The organism is Rhodococcus sp. MPR-R1B (genome assembly GCF_058793255.1).
The window spans coordinates 25494-46527 of the sequence record NZ_JBXAFO010000019.1; the positions used below are offsets into that span (position 1 = coordinate 25494).

Genomic DNA, 21034 nt, shown 5'->3' on the forward strand with positions numbered 1-21034 from the left:
CCGGTACCCATTGAGTCCGAGTCGATGTCCGATTCATCGGGCAAACGCCGTGACACGAGGCCCACAGCGTTGGTTCTCGGTGTTGTCATCGCCCTGTTGGTCGGAATCGTCATCGGACTGTGGGCAAAGGGACGAATCGAAAACACCTCGGAGAGCGCCCCAGCCGTCGGCGCAGTAGAGGTCGGCTTCGCGCAGGACATGTCCGTTCACCACGGGCAAGCGGTCGAGATGTCATCCCTCGCACTGACGAACACAGCCGACCCTGCTATCCGTACGCTCGCCTACGACGTCGTCACTACTCAGCAAAGTCAGATAGGAATGATGCAGGGGTGGCTGTCCCTCTGGGATCGACCGGCCCGGGGCACGGGCGAATACATGGAGTGGATGCCCTCGACTACCTCGGCGATGGATCACTCGATGCCCGGCATGAGCACCGGACAAAATGATTCCGGCACAAATTCGTCAGCTGTGATGCCCGGCATGGCTTCTCCTGCCGAACTCGCGGAACTACGCGCGCTGACAGGGCCGGCATTCGAAATTCGCTATCTGCAATTGCTGTTGCGCCACCATCAAGGGGGAATTCCGATGGCCCAATACGCCGCCGACAATGCCGATCTCCCCGTCGTGACAAATCTTGCTCGACAGATCGCCGCCACACAGCAAGCCGAATCGACCGCATTGCGAGAACTGCTCGCAATGCGAGGCGCCCAACCGATCCCGATGAACTGACACTCTCCTCCGGCACCTTCGCATCCGCCGAACCGTCGTACCGGCTTCTGCGATATTCACCGACGTGGAAGAGTTTTGAGGAATTCGTTGTAGGCATCGAGGTCGACGTCACCGTCCCTGGCGGCCTTTTTGTCGACGACGGCGTTGGTGCGGGACTCGTCGCGGTTCCACCTCATCGCGAAAACCACCATGATGATCAACGCGACCGGTTCTCCGTACGACCACGCCAAGGCCCCCGCCATTTGTTGATCAGCCATCAGATCCACGTTCCAAGACGTCGGCGGATTGCTGAAGGTACTCAGAAGCGGTGAGGTCGCCATCATCAGGATCACGCCGATGAAAACGTGGAGAGGCATTTCGACGAAAAGGTCGAAACATCGCCCCAGGTTGCTTTGCTTGACGGGCAACGGACCAGATGAGAGAACCGGAACGATGAACAACACTCCAGTGGCCAGGAAGAAGACCTCCAGGCCTGTGTGGCCGGCCCAGGACGATGCCACCAGGTCGAACATCGGAGAGAGATAGATGCCGTAGTAGCTGAACAAGAACAGCGGAATCGTGACACCGGGGTGCAGCAGAATCTTCGCGGTTCGGCTTCTGAGCGCCGTCAATGCAAGCGTGAGGATCGGAATTCCCCAACCTGCATGAGGCGTGGACCGCAGCAGCAGCAGACCCGGACTGCCGAGAACCAGCAGTGGCGGAATCGCCATCGACAAGGTCAAATGCTGGAACATCCAGATACTGAACAGTTCGTACCCGTAGCCCTCGATGGCGAGGCCCGTCACCAGGATCAGCAACACACAGCCGAAGAGAAAGCTGGCGGTCCTCGTCCACGGCCACACCCGACCGGAAGACTTCACCCGACAAACACCCCAGCAGTACCACGCTGCCAGTAGGACTCCGATCAGCGGTAGAACGGGCAGTGGCTGCGGAGCCCATCCCACCAGAGCTCCGAACGAAGGCGCTGCCTCGGGCAAACGTATCCAGTCCATCGCCTACGTTGTCCCTCCCCGCTCTACCGTGGCGCGAAGCTCAGCGCTTCGAACGCTTGTCTCCGCGCAGGACGATGATCATCCCGATTACGAACAGAATTGCCACTGCGCCACCGAGAATCGGCAACAACAGTGGAGATCCGTCGTCGGAGTCGGCATCGCCGGTTGCCGCCGAGGGCGCAATAGTTACCGGAGGCGTTGCACCTGCAGGAGACGGCGCTGCATTGTTCGTCGCCGCGTTCAAGGTGAAGGAGTACGACCCCGTGATCGGGTGTCCGTCCTCGGAGATCACCCGATATCCAACGGTGTAGGTACCGGAAGGTATCTGACCGGTCGTCGCGAGAGAAACTCGCTCTCCCTGTACCGACGGCTCCCCGGCTCCGACCTGCATCCCGTCGGCCGCACTGACGGTCACGTTCGCGAAACTCGTCTGAATTTCCTGGTTGAAAACCAATTCCACCGAACTCGGCGCAGTGTCGAGAACCGCGTCGGCGGACGGAGTCGATCCGACCAGTGCACTGTGGGCTTGCGCGGTGCCTGCGCCGATGAGCGCACACCCCGCAGCCACCAGCAGCACAACCATTGCACGCCTCAAAATCTGTTCCTCCTACTCGGCTCACACCATCGAGTGGCGGAGTACGGCGATCGATGCGCACCGGCACCTCGTTGAGACAATACCTCCGACTACTATGTTGCATAGTAGTCAGGGTGTGTGGCGGTCGGAAGGCTGCGCACATCGACAAGCACCTACCAGGTAGGCGGATCCATGAAGTTGACCACCAATGCGAAATTCTCGATAGCCCTGGTAGCTGTCTTCGCTGTCGTCCTCGGCGCGCTGTTGCTCGGTAACCGCAGAGGGACGGAGGGCACCAGCGCCGGCGTCTCGGAGGCATCGGTTCTCCGCGACGACACACATCTGCTGTCCACTGCGCCGGACAACGACGTGGTGCTGGTCGAGTTCCTCGACTTCGAGTGCGAGGCATGTCTGGCGATGTATCCGACGATGGAGCGGATACGTGCTGAGTACGCTGACCGCATTACCTTCGGTGTACGGTACTTTCCCATTCCCAGCCACACGAACAGTGGACTCGCTGCGCGAGTCGTCGAAGCATCGTCTCGGCAAGGGAAGTTCGTGGAGATGTACCAGCGGATGTACGACACGCAGACCCAGTGGGGCGAGTCGTCGGAGTCTCAAGAAGCCCTCTTTCGTACGTTCGCCCAGGATCTGGGACTCGACATGGCCTCCTTCGAGGCAGATATGAATGATCCCGCAGTCGCAGAGCGTGTCAAAGGGGACTTCAACGAAGGTATCGACCTGGGAGTACAAGGCACCCCGACGCTGTTCCTCAACGGCGTCCAGTTGCCATCAATGCCGACATATGACGATCTCACCGCTCGTATCGACGCTGCGCTGGCCCAATGACATCAACGGGAGCGCGCGGTGCCCACGTCGATACCGGTACACCTCCGACTGTCGGATCGTCTCCGAAAGTGTGTTCCCCCTATGTCGTCGGATGGATTCTCGCAGGTGGCGGCGCTCTCGGCCTGGCTGCGTCTCTGATACTGACCATCGAGAAGTTTCAGCTTCTCGCAGATCCCTCGTATCGCCCGTCCTGCAGCATCAACCCTGTCCTCAGCTGTGGATCGGTGATGAGTTCTCCGCAGGCGTCGCTCTTCGGTTTTCCGAATTCGATCCTCGGCGTGGTCGCATTCACTGTCCTGCTGACCACGGGAATCGTGACACTCATCGAGGCAAAGGCACTGCCTCGATGGTATTGGCGCTGTCTCGTCATCGGATTGTTCGCAGGCGCAGTGCTGGTTCACTGGCTGATTTTCCAAAGCCTGTACAGAATCCAGGCGTTGTGCCCGTACTGCATGGTGGTGTGGGTGGTGACGATGACAGCCCTCTGGTACGCCACTTTGCATCTGGGCGCTCGTAGCCTGTCGGCCTCTTCACGAACCGTCAAGAACATCGTTGCCCTCGGCGCCGGAAATCACTCACTCATACCGACCATCTGGATCCTGTCCGTCGCGAGCCTGATCGTCAGCGCGTTCTGGGACTACTGGTCGACGTTGGCCTGAGAGCACGAGGAAAGCTTGCCGATGCCAGCCCGCCTCCCCGGCAGTTGCCTGCTTCGCAGAACGAACCAATCTTCAACTACTATGGAGCTTAGTTTTTAGTTCCGTGGTTGTCCCGAGCAGATGCGATGGCGGCTAGGCGTAGGAAACGAATATGAAACTCATGGGTGCAGTGAAGACTCTGGTCAACAAGGGCAAGGAGGCTGCTTCGAAGAACGCCGACAAGATCGAAGGCGCGATCGACAAAACCGCCGCTTCTGCCGAAGCCAGGACGGGTGGAAAGCTGACCAGTCAGATCCAGAGGGCCGCGCTTGCGGCCAAGAGAACGATCCCGCCGAAGCAGCAGTAGCCGCCCTGTCGTGCCGACCGTTTGCGTTTCGGTTGCGAATCCGCTCGGGCAAGAACAGACGCCGATGAGCCCATCTTGCTTCGGTGCCCCTCATAGCAACACACCGAAGCAAGATGGGCTCAGTGCTCGACCTGCGGAGGAATGACGATACTTGCGTGAAAATCGCTGTGCCACAGCCGCGTAAGCAGGGCGCAATAGGAATCGGTTACCCTCGTTTGAGTTGATATCGCCGCTTCTGCCGACTCGATGGTCACGGGAACGAGAAGGAGCGCGCGATTCGCCAATGCCGCCGCGGAACTCCCGATATCCATCATTGTGCCTCCGATACTGGCTGCGGCGTTCAACACGGGATCAGGAAGGGCCGTGATGGGTCTAGAGAAAGCGTGCGCTGAGTCCACGAAAATTGCTTCGGTCCGGAGTTGATGTTCGATTGCAGCGATCGTTTCACTTACTCGACGGGCGTGAACCCGCAGCTTTCGGGGATGTCGGATGTGGCGATGAGATATCGGGGGCAAAGTCCGCAACCAGCCGCTTGCATGGTGCGCCGCTCCGCCGTCGAGAGCAGTCGGCAGTGCATCTCGAATCAACCAATCGGCGAGAAGTGCGGCGGCGGTATCTGTTGCCGGGACACTGACCACGGGCATTGTTCGTGCTGACATCGTCTTGTTCTAGGTCCTCGAACGGAACCAAATTCCTTTCTCTTAGTCACTGTCGGACGTGGATGCAGTCAGCGACTTTTCCGATCCCGGTGAACTCGACTCCGATCGATGCCCGGCCCCGACGTGTGCTTCTGCCCGCATCCGAGCAACCATGTGCGGGTAGTGCAACTCGAAGGCCGGACGCTCGCTGCGGATGCGCGGCAACTCGGTGAAGTTGTGACGCGGCGGCGGGCAGGTCGTTGCCCACTCCAGCGAGTTTCCGTAGCCCCACGGATCGTCGACAGTGACCACTTCGCCGAATCGGTAGCTCTTGAAGACGTTCCAGATGAACGGGAGAGTGGAGGCTCCGAGAATGAAGGAACCGATGGTCGAGACTGTATTGAGTGTGGTGAACCCGTCCGCGGGTAGGTAGTCGGCGTAACGACGCGGCATACCCTCGGCACCGAGCCAGTGCTGAACGAGGAACGTCATGTGAAAGCCGACGAACGTGGTCCAGAAGTGCCACTTGCCAAGGCGCTCGTCCATCATGCGACCGGTCATCTTCGGGAACCAGAAGTAGATACCGGCGTACGTCGCGAACACGACCGTACCGAAAACCACGTAGTGGAAGTGGGCGACCACGAAGTAAGTATCCGTGACCTGAAAATCCAGCGGAGGGCTCGCCAGCAGCACACCGGACAGACCACCGAAGAGGAAGGTGATCAAGAATCCGAGAGAGAACAGCATCGGTGACTCGAACGTCAGGTGTCCCTTCCACATCGTGCCGATCCAGTTGAAGATCTTCACACCCGTCGGCACGGCGATCAGGAACGTCATGAACGAGAAGTACGGCAGGAGAACCGCGCCCGTCGCGTACATGTGATGCGCCCACACTGCGATCGACAGCGCCGCGATACCGAGCGTCGCGTAGACCAGGCCGCTGTAGCCGAAGATCGGTTTGCGGCTGAAGACCGGAAATATCTCCGAGACGATACCGAAGAAGGGCAGCGCGATGATGTAGACCTCGGGGTGGCCGAAGAACCAGAACAGGTGCTGCCACAGCAGGACTCCGCCATTCGCGGGGTCGAAGATGTTGCCACCGAGGCGACGGTCGTAAAGCAGTGCGAAGAGTGCGGCGGTCAACAGCGGGAAGGCCAACAGAATCAAGACAGAGGTGATGAAGATGTTCCACGTGAAGATCGGCATGCGGAACATCGTCATACCGGGAGCGCGTAAGCAGACAATGGTGGTGATCATGTTGACCGCGCCGAGAATCGTGCCGAGACCGGAGACGAGAAGCCCCACAATCCACAGATCCGCACCGACCCCAGGTGAGCTGACTGCCGAACTCAGAGGCGTGTAGGCCGTCCAGCCGAAATCTGCGGCACCTCCGGGAGTGACGAACCCGCCCGTAGCGATGAGAGCACCGAAAAGGTAGAGCCAGTAGCTGAACGCGTTCAGTCGCGGGAAGGCGACATCCGGCGCACCGATCTGCAGGGGGAGAACGAAATTGGCGAATCCGAACACCACCGGCGTCGCGTACAGCAGCAGCATGATCGTGCCGTGCATGGTGAAGAGTTGGTTGTACTGCTCGTTCGACAGGAATTGCATGCCCGGAATCGCCAGTTCGCTGCGCATGATCAGCGCCATGAGCCCGCCGATGAGGAAGAACGCGAACGAAGTCACCAAATACATCAAGCCGAGCGTCTTGTGATCGGTCGTCGTCACAAGGTTCCGCAGCACCGATCCCTTCGGCGCCCGTCGCGCGGGGTACGGCCGGGCGGGGATCGGGGGTGATGCAATTGCGGTCATAGTCAGCCCGCTTCCTGTCGAGACGCAAATAGAGTGTGCGACAGAAGCATAACCCAAATACTACGTTGCATAGTTTTTGGGTCCGGGTGGCGCCTCGGCCACCCTTTCCGACTGCCGTCAGGTCACGAGGGCATGAGCGGACGCAGAGAAGACGACCATGGTGGTCAACGCGGCGATGACGGGAACGATCATCGGGAGCATCGCAGCAGAGATGCAGACCAGTTTGGTGCCGCGAATCCGGGAATCGGCCTGCAGCCTGACCAAGCGCACCGAGATCTCGTCGTCACCGAGCCCGAGAGTCCACACCGGCTGAGGTAGCGGCGACGTCGCCACCACGCGCAACGCCGACCTGACGGCATCGGGGCTGGTGGCCTGTGCGGCCCGATCATCGGCAGCGAGCTCGACCAGCCGCCGCACCGCAGCGGGAGCCGCTTTGAACAGCGGGATCACCGGCAGCGCCTTCGCGAAGACTTCGCACACATTGATGATCCGGTGATGCTGCCCTCGCAAGTGTGCCCGCTCGTGCGCGATCACCGCTTCGCGCTCGGAGGCGGTCAAGCAATCGGAGAGACCTTTGGTCGCTACGACGAATCCCGGCCGTCCAGCGACGCTGTAGGCCATCGGCATCGGATGATCAAGCCAGAGAACATCATCCGATGCCGGATCTGCGCGGGCGATGATCGATACGACATCACGGTGGTAGTCGCGGACCTTCGCTCGGCCCTTATGTTGCTGATGAGCCAAGAACAGGCTCCGAGCGGCGATGAGCGCGGTAACCGCAACTCCGCCGACAGCGAGCGCTTCCCCGATCCAGGGAGCCATCGCGTGCTGGAAGGCAGTGAAGCATCGCACAAGGGCCTCGGAGAGTCCTTCCGCTGGTGCATGGCTCGGCCACAGAAGGATCACTACTGCCGATACGGCAAGGAATCCCAGACCCACGATACTGCCGATCCATGCCGCGAGAATCGCTGCAGGAGCCAGAGTGGTCGATTCGAAACGCCGCAAAACCTTGGGCATGAACGCTCCGATGAGCACGGCCCCGAGAAAGAGGACTGCGGCGAGAGTCATCTACCGAACCTTGCCGTGATCCAGTGCTCGCCGCAGTGCCTCGTATTCGTCATCCGAGACGTTTTGCGCGAAGTGCAGAAGCGCTGAAACAGAGTCATTGCTGTTGTCGAGTAATTCACGCATGGCCAGTGAGGTCGCTTCATCGCGGCTACGCGATGGCGAATAGATGTACGCGCGGCTTCGTTTTTCCCTCTGTACCCACCCTTTTTCGTGAAGGTGCGTCACGACGGTCAAGATCGTGGTGTATGCCTTCGGGGCGCCGCCCTCGAAGCGGTCGACCAGATCCCGCACAGACTGCGGCTCTTCTGCATCCCACAGGAGATCCATCACTTCGGATTCGAGCCCGCCGAGCCTCTTCATCTTCCTTCCCCCTTCGAAAATCGTCGATTGCGTCAGTCACTGATGGCCGGAGGCTGGATCTGTACCCCACGCGCGTCCAACCATGCCATGGGATCGACCTTCTGGCCGTCTGCCTGCCACACCTCGTAATGCAGATGTGGCCCTGTTGATTGTCCTCTGTTTCCTACCGTCGCAATCAATTCTCCGGCACGCACCTTTTGACCCGCGGTTACCAGAGTCTCGTTGATGTGTCCGAAGACCCCGATTGTCCCGTCATCCTGCAGGATACGGACCCACAGTCCGAAACCCGACGCAGGTCCGGACTCGAGTACCGTACCGTCGGTCACGGACACGATAGGTGTACCAATCTCATTGGCAATGTCCAACCCGTAATGAGTCGACCCCCAACGCGGCCCGTAGTTCGACGTCAATGTTCCGCTGACAGGAGCCATCGTCAGCGGTTGGCGTGCAGCTGCCTCTCTCGACGCGCGATCGGTGTCGCGTTCGGTGCCTCGAGCCAACTGTTCGGCCAGCCTCCCCAGGTCGGCCAGTTTGGGAACCTGGAGAATTTCCGGAGCCGATGCCAGTGCCTGGTCGAGAGGTGCCAGCGGTTGTTGGTCGAGCTCGACGGGAGCACTGACGCTCCCCGTCGATGCATGTGAGGCGGATGTGCCGGCGGCAAGCAAAGCGCCGGTGGCGACAGAGAGAACCAAAGCCCGTCCACCAGGACGACTGCGGGACTGTCGGCGATGAGCGCCGCCGCGTCGCGCCTGAACGCTTCCAGCGACGGATTCCCGGTCGACTGCAGATGCGGTGGAGATATACATCGTGTCGACTGGCAGGTCTCGATCGCTGTGTGGCGTGCCGAAAAGATAACTTTCCCGAAGTGGGCAGTCGAGATCGTCGGTGTCGGGCTTGCGGTGTCGGGCCAAGATCGCATTCCTTGCGTCGCGGAAGGTCACAGAATGGTGACGGTCCCAGACAGCGTACTACTATTTCGCATAGTTTTTGGGCGAGCGTTGACAAAATTCAAAATCTCGACAGACCGCCCCGCTGCGAATGCACCTTCTCCTACTCATGTGCCGCGCGGTGGCATCTCGGCGAGCAGCACGCGGTGAGGAGAAACCCTGTCGCGATTGCCAGGGGCACTGCTCCGATCGCGATTATCAGTCCGGCACCGAACCGTTGATCTCGCGAGAAGTCGTCGAGCCAGCCGCGCTGCAACGACGCGAAGTACTGATCGGCAATCACCGTGTCAGTGGCGATCAGTGCTGCTGCGAGGCCCCCGTAGGCCAAGAACGCCGCCAGGAGCAGGGTCGTCCTGATCGCGGCGCTCGCTCGCCTCGGCAAGGGATCGACGCCGACCATGACCCAGAAGAACATGAAACCGCAGATCAGCAGGGTTCCGTTGATCACCAGATGGGGGACGTGCGAGCCGGCGACAGCGCTGTACATCCCCCCCAGGTAAAGGAGAGGCAGGGCTCCGGCGAAAATCACAGCGATCACATAGGGCTGGGACATGAATCGGAACCAGGAGCCTCTGTACACGCTTTGCGCCCATTCCCTCAGCCCCGGCGCATCTCCGGACGATCGCCGAACGGAGAGCCTGAACAGCGTGAACGGGGCGCCCAGGACCAGACAGAGTGGAGCAAGGACCGCCACGGCGGACGTTGCCGCCATATGCATACTCATCACTGCAGGTGCATACCTACCCACTCCCGATGATGTTGCGACAAGCAACACCAGGCACCCCAGAGCCCAGCTGACCGATCGGAACGTCGACCACTGCACGCCCTGCTGTCGGAGGCGAAAAACGCCGACGACGTAGCACGCAGCCAACACCACGGCGAGAGTTCCGAAAATGAGATCGAATCGCCAGTCGACGAGCAAGCGGCCCGCAGTCGGTACGCCATCGAGCGCATACCCGAGCACCTCCTCGACTCTGCTCGGATCCTGTCGCTCCGTGGGCGCCGGGGGCGGCGTGCGGCCCAGGGCGACGGCGATACCGACGGTTACTGCGAGAACCACCGACTCCACCACTGCCAGACGAATGAAGGTGCGACCGTCGCTAGGATCCTTCGTCAGTTCGGCGATCGCGATTTTCCGTTGGCGCCAACCTGCCAGTCCGGTGAGGACCAAGGCGGCGACTTTGGCAAGAATCAAGACACCGTAGGTGCTACTCCACACCGCGGTGAGCGGCACCCGCACGGCAGCGTTGACCACACCGCTGATCGCTATGACGACGAACGCCATGAGTGCCACGGCCGAGAAGCGGCGCGCGGCGAAGTCGAGATAGCTCCCCTTTCTGCGGGCATGCAACACGAGAGCCGCTATTCCTCCCATCCAAATCGACGCCGCGAGGATATGCAGAACCAAACTGTTCGTGGCGATGTCGTGGGATCCACCCGAAGAGGAGTGACCCGACAATGCCCTGGGGAGCAGGCTGAACAAAGCGAATGCGAGAAGTAACGGTGTCCACGAATATCGCAGGGTCAGACGACACGCAATCGCGAGCACGAGTGCGAGCCCTGCGGTCCATGCCCATGCAGTTGTGACATCGATGTCCGAAATCGCGCGAGCGAACAGCCCTGGATCGGCGAACACGACGGAGAGAGGTTGGCCTGAACTGTCCGAGAGGGTGAGTGGAACGAGCAGCGCCGCGCATACCGCCCAGATAGCGGCGGCGACGCTTGCGGTTCGTAGCGCCAGATATCCGTCGACATCGAGTACACCTGAGGCTTGAGGCGGAACGAGAACGGCAGCCAAAAGTAGACTGCCTACGGTCATCACGGCGGCAACCTCGCCGAACGCCATCACCGCCGGGAGTCCGTAAATCGTCAAGGGCCCCGGATCTGGAAGTCCGAGCAATCGCAGCGCCTCGGAAGTTGATGCGCGCGCCAATGCCGCCGCAGTGATTGCAGCTATGACACCCCATCCCAATACTTTCCGTATGGGTCGTCCGACGACGAGGGTATCGGCGCCGGACGGTTCGGTTTCGATCATTTGCGGGTGGACCTCTCAGCATTGTGGATCTCGCCCGCGCGATCGGTGCTCCGGACCAAAATACTATGACGGATAGTTGCATGGGTGCTTCAGCCAGGGTTTACTGAAACTCTCTCGTTGGCAAATATGCGCATATGAGAATACGACGCTCCAGTCATAGGCGAGAAGGGCATATCGAGATGGGTCACGGCCATGGGCACGGCGTTGCGGAACAAGCTGCGAGTGCATCGGGTAAACATGTCCGCAAATTATGGATAGCCGTCGGGCTCGGTCTGGTCACGTTCGTCACGCAAGTCATCGTGGGGTTGTCCACGTCATCGCTCGCCCTGCTCTCCGACTCCGCACACGTCTTCACCGATGTGTTCGGCATCCTCATGGCATTGACCGCTATCTTGCTTGCGCAAAGAGCGCGATCGCGCCCGGATCGCACGTTCGGTATGTACCGGGCGGAGGTGTTCGCTGCCTTGTTCAATGCCCTACTCCTGTTCGGTGTCGCCGGATGGGTTCTCTACGAAGCTCTCGGTCGACTTTCCGATCCGCCTGAGGTCCCTGGACTCCCGGTGAGCATCGTCGCTGTCGTCGGCCTCGTGATGAACATCGCGGCATTCTTGCTGCTTCGCAGCGGGGCGAAGGAAAGCATCAACGTCCGGGGCGCCTATCTCGAGGTCATGGCTGACATGCTCGGGTCCGTTGGAGTCCTGATCAGCGGATTGGTCACACTGATCTTCGGATGGCGGTACGCGGATCCGGTGATCGGTGTTGCGATCGGCTTGTTCGTCCTACCGCGTGCCTACAATCTCGGCCGCCATGCCCTGCGGATCCTGCTCCAGCACGCCCCCGCCGGCGTGAGCATCACCGAGGTGACGCAAGCCTTGCAGGGGATCCCCGGGGTCAAGGACGCCCACGACCTTCACATCTGGACGCTCACATCGGGCATGGAAGTTGCGTCGGCGCATCTGACGATCGACGAGGAGTCCGATCCGACCAAGGTTCTCGCTGCTGCCCAGGATCTGTTGGCCACCCAGTTCAATCTCGTTCACGCGACCCTGCAGGTAGAACCCGCCGCGGGTGACGGGCGTTGCCAGGAGCTTCCGTGGTGAGTACCAACGAGGTGACCACGAACGACAAATCCGCCCATCACAAGAAACGAATTCTCTTCGCTACGACGGTACTCGTTTCGGTCGTCGTCGCCCTGACGATTGAGCCCGTTGCGCGGAAGCACCTGTCCGGGGTCAACGAGATGGATCTGGGCGTCGTCAGTTTGAGGCTGGCATACAACAGTGGTGTCGCCTTCAGTCTGGGTAATCAGCTGCCGAGTGCCGTCATCATCGCCTTTACCGGCCTCGCCACCATGGGAATCGCCGTATACGCCTGGCGGAGTGTCCCGCAAAGTCGTGGGGTGGCTGTGATCGGTTTCGCTCTGATTGTCGCCGGAGCTGCCTCCAACGTGGTCGACCGAGCCCTCGACGGGAAGGTCACCGACTACTTCCACACCGGCTGGTGGCCCACCTTCAATCTTGCCGATACCTACCTCACCTGTGGATTCATCCTGGTCGTCGTGTCGCTGCTGGTCGAATCCTCGCGCGGGTCCGAACGTGAGATTCAGCGTCCGCAATCCGTGTGACCTGACTCGGAGCGAGGAGGGAGGCGGAGCGCTGTCAGCAGGGAAGCAGTCCATCTCTGCGAACTTCTGCGGTTCGAGGTGGCGAAACCACGACGCCCCCACTCGTCGAAAATTCGCGTGGTCCGCCTGTTTTCGGTCGAATGCGTTCGGATAGTTTGGTGTCTATGAAAATAAAGTTTGGCATGACAAACTTTGAGGTGTGACTCTCGTGACTGTCAGGAATGTCGATGCTTCGGTCGGGTGGCCATGAGCGCACCGTCGCGGCGACAATTGTTGATCGGTGGGGCGCTCGCCGGATCAGCCGGACTCATGATGAACGCAGGAAGAGTTGCGGGCGCATCGCCTACCGAGCATCCCGGAAACACCAACCCGAGTACCGCCGCACCTGACGGAGACGGCGGAGTCCGTCACGGCGGCACGAGCGGCGCGACCTTTCGGGCCGGTCAGCAGGTGAACCACACTGCCAACGGGTTTCATCCCACGGCACTGCTGCGGGACTTCGACTACGGGACGACCTCCGAATTGCCTGACGGTCGAACGCTACGCGAGTGGGAGATCTTCGCAGCCGACGAAGAGATCGAGGTAGCACCAGGAGTCTATTTTCCGGCGTGGACCTTCAACTCCCGCATTCCGGGTCCCGCGTTGAGATGCAGTGAGGGAGACCGGCTCCGAGTGAAGTTCGTCAACGGCTCCGCGCACCCACACACGATGCACTTTCACGGAATCCATCCCGCTGAAATGGACGGAATTCCCGGGGTGGGGCGGGGAATCATCGAGCCGGGCGAATCATTCACTTACGAATTCGATGCCATCCCTTTCGGATTGCATCTCTATCACTGCCACGTCAATCCACTGGCAGAGCACATCGCCCGCGGCATGTACGGCACGTTCATCGTCGATCCAGCTCAGGGGCGCCCTGCGGCCGACGAAATGGTGATGGTGATGCACGGCTACAACACCACATTCGACGGGCAAGGAAACCAGCTCTACGCCGTCAACGGCATCCCGTTCCATTACATGCACGAACCTGTACAGGTGAAACGAGACGAACTGGTTCGCATCTACCTGGTCAACATCCTCGAATACGACCCGATCAACAGCTTCCACCTACACGGAAACTTCTTCGACTACTACCCGACCGGAACACGCCTCGAGCCCAGCGAATTCACGGACACGATCATCCAGGCCCAAGGTCAGCGCGGAATATGCGAACTGCGCTTTCCCTACCTGGGCAAGTACATGTTCCACGCCCACAAAACCGAATTCGCAGATCTGGGCTGGATGGGATTCTTCGAGGTGACCGAATGACCGGCACCCCTGATCCTCCCTCTCCGACGAGCACTCATGAGAATTCCCTTGGCGCTGCGGGTTCCGCGCAGACAGGGTCCGCTCAAAGCGACGCATCGCGCACCGGCCTTTGGCTCCGAGGCGCCGCAGTGCTCGCGATCATCGTCATCGCCCTGACTGCGCTGGCAATGCTCGCAGGACAAAGTCTCCCCGAACGCACCGGCCCACCGATCGAGAACATCTCCGTCGAACGAACTGCCCTCGAACCAGGCCGAATCACGTTGACGCTACGCAACACCGGCCCCGACGCGGTGACCGTCGCGCAAGTTGCCGTGAACGACACATTCGTCGATTTGGTAGGAGCTGCAGATCCCATCGGCAGACTCGAGTCCCAGACGATCACCCTCGACTACCCGTGGATCACCGGACAGCCGTACCTCGTCTCGATGCTCACCTCCACAGGGTTGGTCATCGAACACGAAATTCCCGCTGCCGTAGCAACTCCCGCCCCGGGAGTGGCGTTCTTCGGCTTGATGGCTCTCTTGGGCACATACGTCGGAGTCATCCCGGTCCTGCTCGGGATGCTCTTGCTGCCTGTGATGCGGGGCGCCGGCGTCAGGGCAGTCAGATTCGTGCTGGCCGTCACGGTCGGTCTGCTCGCCTTTTTGATCTTCGACGGCACGAGCGAGGGGTTCAAACTGGCAGCAGCCTCGAGCGGAGCCTTCGGCGGCGGCACTCTCGTCGTTCTCGGCGCGGCGATCGCCTTCCTGACGCTCACGTGCATCGACCGATACCTGCGCGGAAGACGCCCAGCCGGTACGACAGGCGCATCCGAACTCAGACTGGCACTGATGATTTCCATCGGCATCGGATTGCACAATCTCGGAGAAGGCCTCGCGATCGGATCCGCGTATGCGGTAGGTGAGCTTGCGCTCGGCGCGTTCCTCGTTATCGGATTCACCCTGCACAACACAACAGAGGGGCTCGCGATCATCGCACCGTTGGCTCGGCGACGCACCCCCCTGCTGACCTTGTTGGGGTTGGGATTGATCGCGGGTGCGCCGGCAATCCTCGGTGCTGTTATCGGGGCGGGCGTCGACAACCGTGAAGTATCTGCGTTGCTGCTCGGAGTCGGCGTCGGGGCAATCATTCAAGTCGTCATCCAAATTGCACCGTCCCTGCGCACACAAGGCCGCTCGGACCTGGATCCGATGGTCCTCGTCGGCGTCGGCGTCGGAATACTCCTGATGTTTCTCACTGGTTTGGTGGTCCCCGCATGAGCACGATCGATCCATCCGACATCAAGGTCGGGCGCCGAACGGTCCTCCTCACAGCCTGCGCAACAACTTGTCTCGCCGTCGCCGGATGTAGCACCCAGAACAACAGCAAGGCACCCGGCGTAACCCTGGGCAGTGCCGAGGTTCCGATATCAGCGGTTCCTGTCGGCGGCGGAGTCATTCTGGCGGACGAGCAAGTCGTGATAACCCAGCCGCAGGAAGGCGTGTTCCAAGCCTTCTCTGCGGTATGTACCCACCAGGGATGCGTAGTCTCCGAGGTCAGCGATGGAACGATCAACTGCCCATGTCATGGCAGCCGATACTCCATCGTCGATGGCTCGGTCGTGCAAAGACCTGCTCAGAAGTCCCTACACAGTTACCCCCTTTCTCTCACTGGGGACACGATCATCGTCAACTAACCGGAGAACGGCACTTCCGAACTGGAACAGCCATCTGCGAAGGTTGTCACGGAGCAGTGCGTTCGGCGGCGCCGAGGAAGTGAGAGATGTGTACTCTGCGCAACCCGAGTTTTCGGCGTACGGCCTATCGCATTGGGCCGTCATCGCTCTGTTTGTCGTGGGTTCTGTGTTTCTGATCTGGGCGGGACGTAGACAGACCGAGGTGCAAGCTCGCCACCTCAGCCGCGTCCTCGGCGGAATACTGGCGGTGATATACGGCTCGGCGGTGCTCTACTCGCTGTCCTCGCCCACGCTAGGAGGATCCGTACCCTTACAACTCACCGATCTCGCGACAGTGTCCGCGATCTACGCATTGTGGTCGCACCGACATTGGCCGTTCGCCCTCACCTACTACTGGGGGCTTGTATTGAGTACGCAGGCGTTGATTTCACCGGCTCTGGCCGGGCCAGACTTCCCCGGTTACGAGTTTCTTGCCTTCTGGGCGATTCACCTGTTTGTCGTCTGGGCCGCGATCTATCTCACGTGGGGCCGGAGAATGCGACCTACATGGCGCAGCTACCGCCTCGCGGTGCTGGTCACGCTCACATGGGCGATAGTCACTTTCATCTTCAATCGCGTCGCCGATACCAACTACGGCTTTCTCAACGCCAAACCTTCCACCGCATCGCTGCTGGATCTGATGGGTCCGTGGCCGGTGTACCTGTTTTCTGGGATGACGATCGTATTCGTCATCTGGGCTCTGATGACGTGGCCGTGGGAGAGAGACGGGAGTCTCGACAAGGATGCCGCGGATCAACCTATGGACTAGCCGCCCCCGCTCGACCTCCGCGCCCCTGGTACTGGACTGCTTTCACAACAACAATCTGCACAGAGTCCCGCCCTGGCCGCGAGACCCAACCTCTCCAGCTGGCACTGCGATCTCCGAGGCCAGCTGCGTCTTTGCTTTCTCGGCAGCTTTTTGGTCGGCCTTCTGCTGGTCCAAGTACTTCTTGCCCGCACCTACACCGCTGACCGCGAGCACGGCATTCGCGCTGGCGAGCACGGCATTCGCGCTGGCGAGCGCGGCACTCGTGCCGAGGCCTTTCGCGTAGATGGCAGGCGCGGCCTTCGATACAGCCGGTTTCTCGATCATCTTGATGAGACTCTCAACGCTGCCCGCTTGCTTGGCTGCGGTCACCGATGTCCTGATAAGAACCCAGTTTGCCCATCTTGCCCTTCGTCGGTGGTGTCATTCTGGTCGCGCCGGCCCCATCTTCTCCTAGTTCGACTGGCCGAGTAGTTCGATCCCGATGAGTTCTCCGGAAACCGCCTGATCGGCTTCCTGCGGGTTTGGGTGTGCGTTTTGACCATCGTCATACCGGACGATCACAAACGGGCTTCTGCGTGAGATTGATGTCAATTTCAGAAGACGGCTGCACTCTTTGCAGGTGTTTCGAGGGTGAGTGCAGTGGTCTTCTGACATCCTGATGTCAGAAGTGCGGTGCACGGTCGCACGTTCGGCTCTCGGTGACAGGGAGGCTTGTGATGGACCCTGACAAGCTCGACGTCGTGGAGACCGGTGTGCTGACCGCGTCGGGGGAGCGGTGGTCCCAGGCCGAGACCCGTTTCGCTGTCCTGGCTCCCTTGCTGGAGATGCATCCGGTGCGTTCGGAAGCGGTCGACGATGCCGCGCAGCGGTTGGGATTGTCCAGGCGGCAGGTCTACACGTTGGTCGGCAGGCTCAGGAACGGGACGGGGACAGTCACCGATCTTCTGACGAAGGTCTCGTCGGGTGGGCGTGGCCGCAGCCGAGTAACGGCCGAGGTCGAGGACGTGATCGGCGATCATCTCACCCGATATTTTCTTCACCGTCAGAAGCTCAGTGTCGCTGCGCTGCATCGACGTATCGCGTTGGCGTGCCACCGCGCGGGTCTGCCTGTGCCGGCCAGAAATACCGTCACCGCGCGTATCGCCGCGCTCCATCCGGCATCGGTGGCCAGGTCACGCGGAGGACCCGATGCCGCCCGCCCACGTCAGTCCGCCGGCGACAGTCCACCGACGGTGTCGGGGATTCTCGATCAGGTCCAGATCGACCACACCGTCGTCGATCTGATGGTCGTTGACGAGTACGAGCGGCAACCGATCGGCCGCCCCTACCTGACGATCGCCATCGATGTCTTCAGCCGTTCCGTACTTGGGTTCGTCGTCACTCTGGAGCCGCCGTCGTCGATATCGGTCGGGTTGTGCCTGGGCCGCGTGTGCTGCGAGAAACAGACATGGCTGGAGGCATGCGAGTTCGCGGAGCAGGTGCACTGGCCGATGGCAGGGAAGCCGAAACAGTTGTATCTCGACAACGCCTCCGAGTTCAAAAGCGAAGCGCTGCGTCGCGGATGCGCCCAGCACGCGATCACACTCGAATACCGTCCTCCGGGCCGACCGCACTACGGCGGGATCGTCGAACGCATCATCGGAACGGCGATGACGGCGGTGCACGAGCTGCCTGGGACCACCTTCTCGAACCCCGCGGACCGAGGAAGTTACGACTCGGACAAGCACGCGGCGTTGACATTGCGTGAGTTGGAGCGCTGGCTGGTCCTGGCCATAGCCTCGTATCACGCGAGCGTTCACACAGGGATCGGGAACACTCCGGCCGCCGTGTGGGCCGGCGCGGTCGCCGCAGTTGGTCATGCCCCTCGTGTGGTGCTCGGCGAAACCGCGTTCCTGGTGGACTTTCTTCCCGTCATCCGGCGACGTCTGACGCGCACGGGCTTCGTTCTCGATCACGTGCACTACTTCTCGAACGCGCTCAAACCGTGGGTTGCGCGGCGAGAGGATTTGGGGCGGTTCGTGATACGACGTGACCCACGCGATTTGAGCAGAATCTGGGTCCTCGAACCAGAGGGTGCCGGCTATGTCGAGGTGCCGTATCGGACGATGTCACATCCCGCGGTGACACTGTGGGAGCACAGAGCTGCTATCACTCGTCTCCGCGAACAAGGTCGGTCGAACGTCGATGAGAGCGCACTGTTTTCGATGATCGAGCAGATGCGCGAGGTCACCGACCGCTCGCAGAAAGCTACCCGCAAAGCCCGGCGCAACCGTGCCCGCCGTATGCATCTCACCGGCGTCGCGTCTGCACCGATCCCGGCGATTCACCCGCCGGAGGAGCCTCGAGCGGACGGCGGCACCGCAACGCCGGTCTTCAGCGACATCGAGGAATGGTGAGGCGATGACCGCATCGATGGGAAGCAGCGACGAACCCACCGAGTCGTCCGGCGAGGGTTTGGGGCACCTGCGGGAGTCGGTTCGACCGCTCACCGTACTCGACGATGCGGAGCGGATCCGGTTGATCCGGTCGGAGAGGTGGATCGGGTATCCGCAGGCTCGTACGGTCATCGACCATCTGGAGACGTTGCTGTCGTGGCCGGACCGGCAGCGTATGCCGAACCTACTGTTGCTCGGTCCGACGAACAACGGCAAGTCGATGATCATCGAAAAGTTCCGGCGCACTCATCCGCCGATCAGCTTGTCCGACCGCGAGCAGATACCGGTGTTGTGCATGCAGATGCCCCCGGACCCGTCACCTGGCCGGTTCTACCTCGCACTGCTCACAGCGTTGGGAACACCGACCCGACCACGCAATCGGGTCCACGAACTCGAACAGCAAGCATTGATGCTGCTCCGCGCCACCGGCGTACGGATGTTGATCATCGACGAGCTCCACAATGTTCTCGCCGGCCGCGACAACGTCCGCCGCGAATTCTTGAACGTGCTGCGATTCCTGGGCAACGAACTACGCATTCCTCTTGTCGCCGTCGGAACCCGCGACGCCTACCTCGCCATCCGGACCGATCCTCAGCTGGAGAACCGATTCCACCCCATGACTTTGCCGGTCTGGACCAACACGGCCGACGCCAGATCACTGCTGGCCAGCTTCACCACGAGCTTCCCCCTCCGCAAACCCTCGCACCTGACATCACCGGAGATGACCGACTACCTCCTCACTCGCTCCGAGGGCACCATCGGTGAACTGACAACGCTGCTCACTGCCGCAGCAGTGACCGCCGTCGACAGCGGAGAGGAAGCGATCACCTCATCGGTGCTCACGCGCACTCCGTACGTCGGCCCCACGGAGCGCCGCCGCCAGTTCGAGCGCCACCTCGCATGAACGCGCGGCTCGCACCTATGCCCGATGATGCGTACGTTCGCCCGTGGCCGCTGCACCCGCAGCCACTGCCAGGTGAGGCCCTCTCGTCCTGGTTGGCCCGGATATGCGAGCTGTATCCGCACATCAGGCCTTCTGACCTGCTCGCAGACCTCGATATCGATTGTGCTGTCGAGGATCTCGACCGCTACACACCGGAGCCGATACTTGCCGAGCTGGCCGTTCGCGGCGCAGTTCCGGTAGAGAGGGTACGGATGATGACGTTGGCGGGGTGGACACCGTGGCTGCTCGACAGCACCGACCCCGCCGACTGCGACTTCGACACCTACGTCCACCAATTTTCGATCCTGCTACCGGCCGACCTCGCGAGGGAGGATCGACGACGCCGCACACCCACGAGCGAGGCATGGTTGCCGTGGGCTAGCACTCCGCGCAGTCGGGCATGCCCGGCATGTGTCGACAGCCTCGAATCCACTGCTGATATCAACATGACTCTGCTGCGTCAATATCCGGTGCTGAGCAGCTGCCTCGACCACCGTTGTCGACTCGAACCCTGCTCTGCTTTCCCTGGTCATGCGATCTTCTGGGATCAGGTCCGGTTCGGTTCGGACGAACGGGTCTCGCCCGTTCCGGTTTCTTCAGCGGTCACGGACCTCGATCGGCGCAGCACCGAGGCTCTGACGACGGGATGGGTGGAACTCGGCTCAGGCCGGGTACATGCCGCAGTGTGGTTCCGGCTTCTGCGCACCGTCGTCGACGAAGTGTCCTCGCCACTGGTTCGCACCGGACGGTGGGCGACGAGACTCGTTGCGATATGGAGGGCCGCCGGTCGTTCTCGCCCGTTGCGGACCGCGTGGGTTCCGTTCGAGGACCTGCACTGGGACGAGCAGGCGAAAGTCCTCGAGGCCGCAGCGATCGGCATCGCGATGGTCGAGAGCGGTGAGATCAATGCCGGCGGTGCGCACGCATCTCTGCTGCGCCCACGACCCTATGAGCCGGTCGATCCCGGGACACCTCCGACGCGCTCGTCCTATCCCGCACCCGAGCGCGATTTATGGGCTGACGCGCACGCTGCAGCCGAGGCCGCCATCGAGGCAGCGCGCGTCGATCCCGCATCCGCCAGTTCGTTGTACAACTTCCTGCGCTGGGGGTGCCGCACCGCAGCGGAGCTGGATGAGACGGTGCGACTGTTCGTCGACCACGGGATCCCGCTGCAACATCCGCCGACGTAGTTCTCGCCCGATGGAGCGGGGTCGTCCGCGACGCACACGCGG

General features: G+C 61.2%; 21 protein-coding genes. 13 read left to right on the forward strand and 8 right to left on the reverse strand.

From position 1 onward, the window contains the following. Nucleotides 1-24 precede the first annotated feature (24 nt). Complete coding sequence (locus tag AC1Q61_RS23255; protein WP_134771760.1) at nucleotides 25-729, forward strand: DUF305 domain-containing protein; 705 nt, start codon at nucleotides 25-27, stop codon at nucleotides 727-729. A 56-nt stretch (nucleotides 730-785) separates the two neighbouring features. Here AC1Q61_RS23255 and AC1Q61_RS23260 read toward each other — a convergent pair whose 3' ends face one another. Both AC1Q61_RS23260 and AC1Q61_RS23265 read right to left on the reverse strand, forming a co-directional pair. Continuing rightward, complete coding sequence (locus AC1Q61_RS23260) at nucleotides 786-1721, reverse strand: cytochrome c oxidase assembly protein (protein WP_021334382.1); 936 nt, start codon at nucleotides 1719-1721, stop codon at nucleotides 786-788. Between the two features lie 40 nt (nucleotides 1722-1761). After that, entirely contained in the window at nucleotides 1762-2304 is a 543-nt protein-coding gene (locus AC1Q61_RS23265) for a copper resistance CopC family protein (RefSeq protein ID WP_234552571.1), read from the reverse strand. Nucleotides 2305-2487: 183 nt separating this feature from the next. On the opposite strand from AC1Q61_RS23265, the gene AC1Q61_RS23270 reads away from it, so the two are divergent. The 3 genes from AC1Q61_RS23270 (at nucleotide 2488) to AC1Q61_RS23280 (ending at nucleotide 4149) form a co-directional block, all read left to right on the forward strand. After that, on the forward strand, nucleotides 2488-3144 hold the full coding sequence (locus AC1Q61_RS23270) for a DsbA family protein (RefSeq protein ID WP_021334384.1): 657 nt from the start codon (nucleotides 2488-2490) through the stop codon (nucleotides 3142-3144). Further along, the gene (locus tag AC1Q61_RS23275; protein WP_475845825.1) at nucleotides 3141-3803 is read left to right on the forward strand and encodes a vitamin K epoxide reductase family protein; all 663 of its coding nucleotides are present in this window, start codon (nucleotides 3141-3143) and stop codon (nucleotides 3801-3803) included. The genes AC1Q61_RS23270 and AC1Q61_RS23275 overlap by 4 nt, the downstream gene beginning before the upstream one ends. 151 nt (nucleotides 3804-3954) lie before the next feature. Then, a complete protein-coding gene (locus AC1Q61_RS23280; protein WP_021334386.1) occupies nucleotides 3955-4149 on the forward strand; it encodes an antitoxin in 195 nt (64 codons plus the stop codon). Nucleotides 4150-4850: 701 nt separating this feature from the next. Here AC1Q61_RS23280 and ctaD read toward each other — a convergent pair. The 5 genes from ctaD to AC1Q61_RS23305 all read right to left on the reverse strand — a co-directional run bounded on the left by ctaD (nucleotide 4851) and on the right by AC1Q61_RS23305 (nucleotide 11009). After that, the gene (gene ctaD, locus AC1Q61_RS23285; RefSeq protein WP_475845826.1) at nucleotides 4851-6599 is read right to left on the reverse strand and encodes an aa3-type cytochrome oxidase subunit I; all 1749 of its coding nucleotides are present in this window, start codon (nucleotides 6597-6599) and stop codon (nucleotides 4851-4853) included. 117 nt (nucleotides 6600-6716) lie between these two features. Then, a complete protein-coding gene (locus tag AC1Q61_RS23290; protein WP_475845828.1) occupies nucleotides 6717-7667 on the reverse strand; it encodes a M56 family metallopeptidase in 951 nt (316 codons plus the stop codon). After that, a complete protein-coding gene (locus tag AC1Q61_RS23295) occupies nucleotides 7668-8027 on the reverse strand; it encodes a BlaI/MecI/CopY family transcriptional regulator (RefSeq protein WP_003944627.1) in 360 nt (119 codons plus the stop codon). A 32-nt stretch (nucleotides 8028-8059) separates the two neighbouring features. Then, nucleotides 8060-8938: a M23 family metallopeptidase gene (locus tag AC1Q61_RS23300; RefSeq protein ID WP_234552570.1), complete on the reverse strand. Its 879-nt coding sequence runs from the start codon at nucleotides 8936-8938 to the stop codon at nucleotides 8060-8062. A gap of 139 nt (nucleotides 8939-9077) precedes the next feature. Further along, complete coding sequence (locus AC1Q61_RS23305; RefSeq protein WP_064113082.1) at nucleotides 9078-11009, reverse strand: bifunctional copper resistance protein CopD/cytochrome c oxidase assembly protein; 1932 nt, start codon at nucleotides 11007-11009, stop codon at nucleotides 9078-9080. 179 nt (nucleotides 11010-11188) lie between these two features. Between AC1Q61_RS23305 and AC1Q61_RS23310 the strand changes: the two genes are divergently transcribed. The 6 genes from AC1Q61_RS23310 to AC1Q61_RS23335 all read left to right on the forward strand — a co-directional run bounded on the left by AC1Q61_RS23310 (nucleotide 11189) and on the right by AC1Q61_RS23335 (nucleotide 16424). Further along, complete coding sequence (locus AC1Q61_RS23310; protein ID WP_003944635.1) at nucleotides 11189-12109, forward strand: cation diffusion facilitator family transporter; 921 nt, start codon at nucleotides 11189-11191, stop codon at nucleotides 12107-12109. Further along, the gene (gene lspA, locus AC1Q61_RS23315) at nucleotides 12106-12633 is read left to right on the forward strand and encodes a signal peptidase II (protein ID WP_208722143.1); all 528 of its coding nucleotides are present in this window, start codon (nucleotides 12106-12108) and stop codon (nucleotides 12631-12633) included. Before AC1Q61_RS23310 ends, lspA begins: the two co-directional genes overlap by 4 nt. Before the next feature lie 240 nt (nucleotides 12634-12873). After that, the gene (locus AC1Q61_RS23320) at nucleotides 12874-13941 is read left to right on the forward strand and encodes a multicopper oxidase domain-containing protein (protein ID WP_003944615.1); all 1068 of its coding nucleotides are present in this window, start codon (nucleotides 12874-12876) and stop codon (nucleotides 13939-13941) included. Then, nucleotides 13938-15200 (forward strand): ZIP family metal transporter, encoded by a 1263-nt coding sequence (locus tag AC1Q61_RS23325; protein WP_021334393.1) that lies wholly within the window; start codon nucleotides 13938-13940, stop codon nucleotides 15198-15200. Before AC1Q61_RS23320 ends, AC1Q61_RS23325 begins: the two co-directional genes overlap by 4 nt. After that, nucleotides 15197-15616, forward strand: coding sequence for a QcrA and Rieske domain-containing protein (locus tag AC1Q61_RS23330; protein WP_475845833.1), 420 nt, complete (start codon nucleotides 15197-15199; stop codon nucleotides 15614-15616). The genes AC1Q61_RS23325 and AC1Q61_RS23330 overlap by 4 nt, the downstream gene beginning before the upstream one ends. Before the next feature lie 88 nt (nucleotides 15617-15704). Continuing rightward, complete coding sequence (locus tag AC1Q61_RS23335; protein WP_475845835.1) at nucleotides 15705-16424, forward strand: YwaF family protein; 720 nt, start codon at nucleotides 15705-15707, stop codon at nucleotides 16422-16424. 42 nt (nucleotides 16425-16466) lie between these two features. Here AC1Q61_RS23335 and AC1Q61_RS23340 read toward each other — a convergent pair whose 3' ends face one another. Beyond that, entirely contained in the window at nucleotides 16467-16793 is a 327-nt protein-coding gene (locus tag AC1Q61_RS23340) for a hypothetical protein (RefSeq protein ID WP_475845837.1), read from the reverse strand. A gap of 347 nt (nucleotides 16794-17140) precedes the next feature. Between AC1Q61_RS23340 and AC1Q61_RS23345 the strand changes: the two genes are divergently transcribed. From AC1Q61_RS23345 to AC1Q61_RS23355, 3 genes are read left to right on the forward strand one after another with little or no spacing between them, the layout of a single operon-like run. Continuing rightward, nucleotides 17141-18820 carry a TnsB C-terminal domain-containing protein gene (locus tag AC1Q61_RS23345; protein WP_006898165.1) on the forward strand — a complete coding sequence of 560 codons (1680 nt, stop codon included), beginning with the start codon at nucleotides 17141-17143 and terminating at the stop codon, nucleotides 18818-18820. 4 nt (nucleotides 18821-18824) lie between these two features. Further along, nucleotides 18825-19763 carry a TniB family NTP-binding protein gene (locus AC1Q61_RS23350; RefSeq protein WP_094610788.1) on the forward strand — a complete coding sequence of 313 codons (939 nt, stop codon included), beginning with the start codon at nucleotides 18825-18827 and terminating at the stop codon, nucleotides 19761-19763. A 17-nt stretch (nucleotides 19764-19780) separates the two neighbouring features. Next, nucleotides 19781-20992, forward strand: a complete 1212-nt coding sequence (locus AC1Q61_RS23355; RefSeq protein ID WP_006898167.1) for a TniQ family protein — start codon at nucleotides 19781-19783, stop codon at nucleotides 20990-20992. Nucleotides 20993-21034 lie beyond the last annotated feature (42 nt).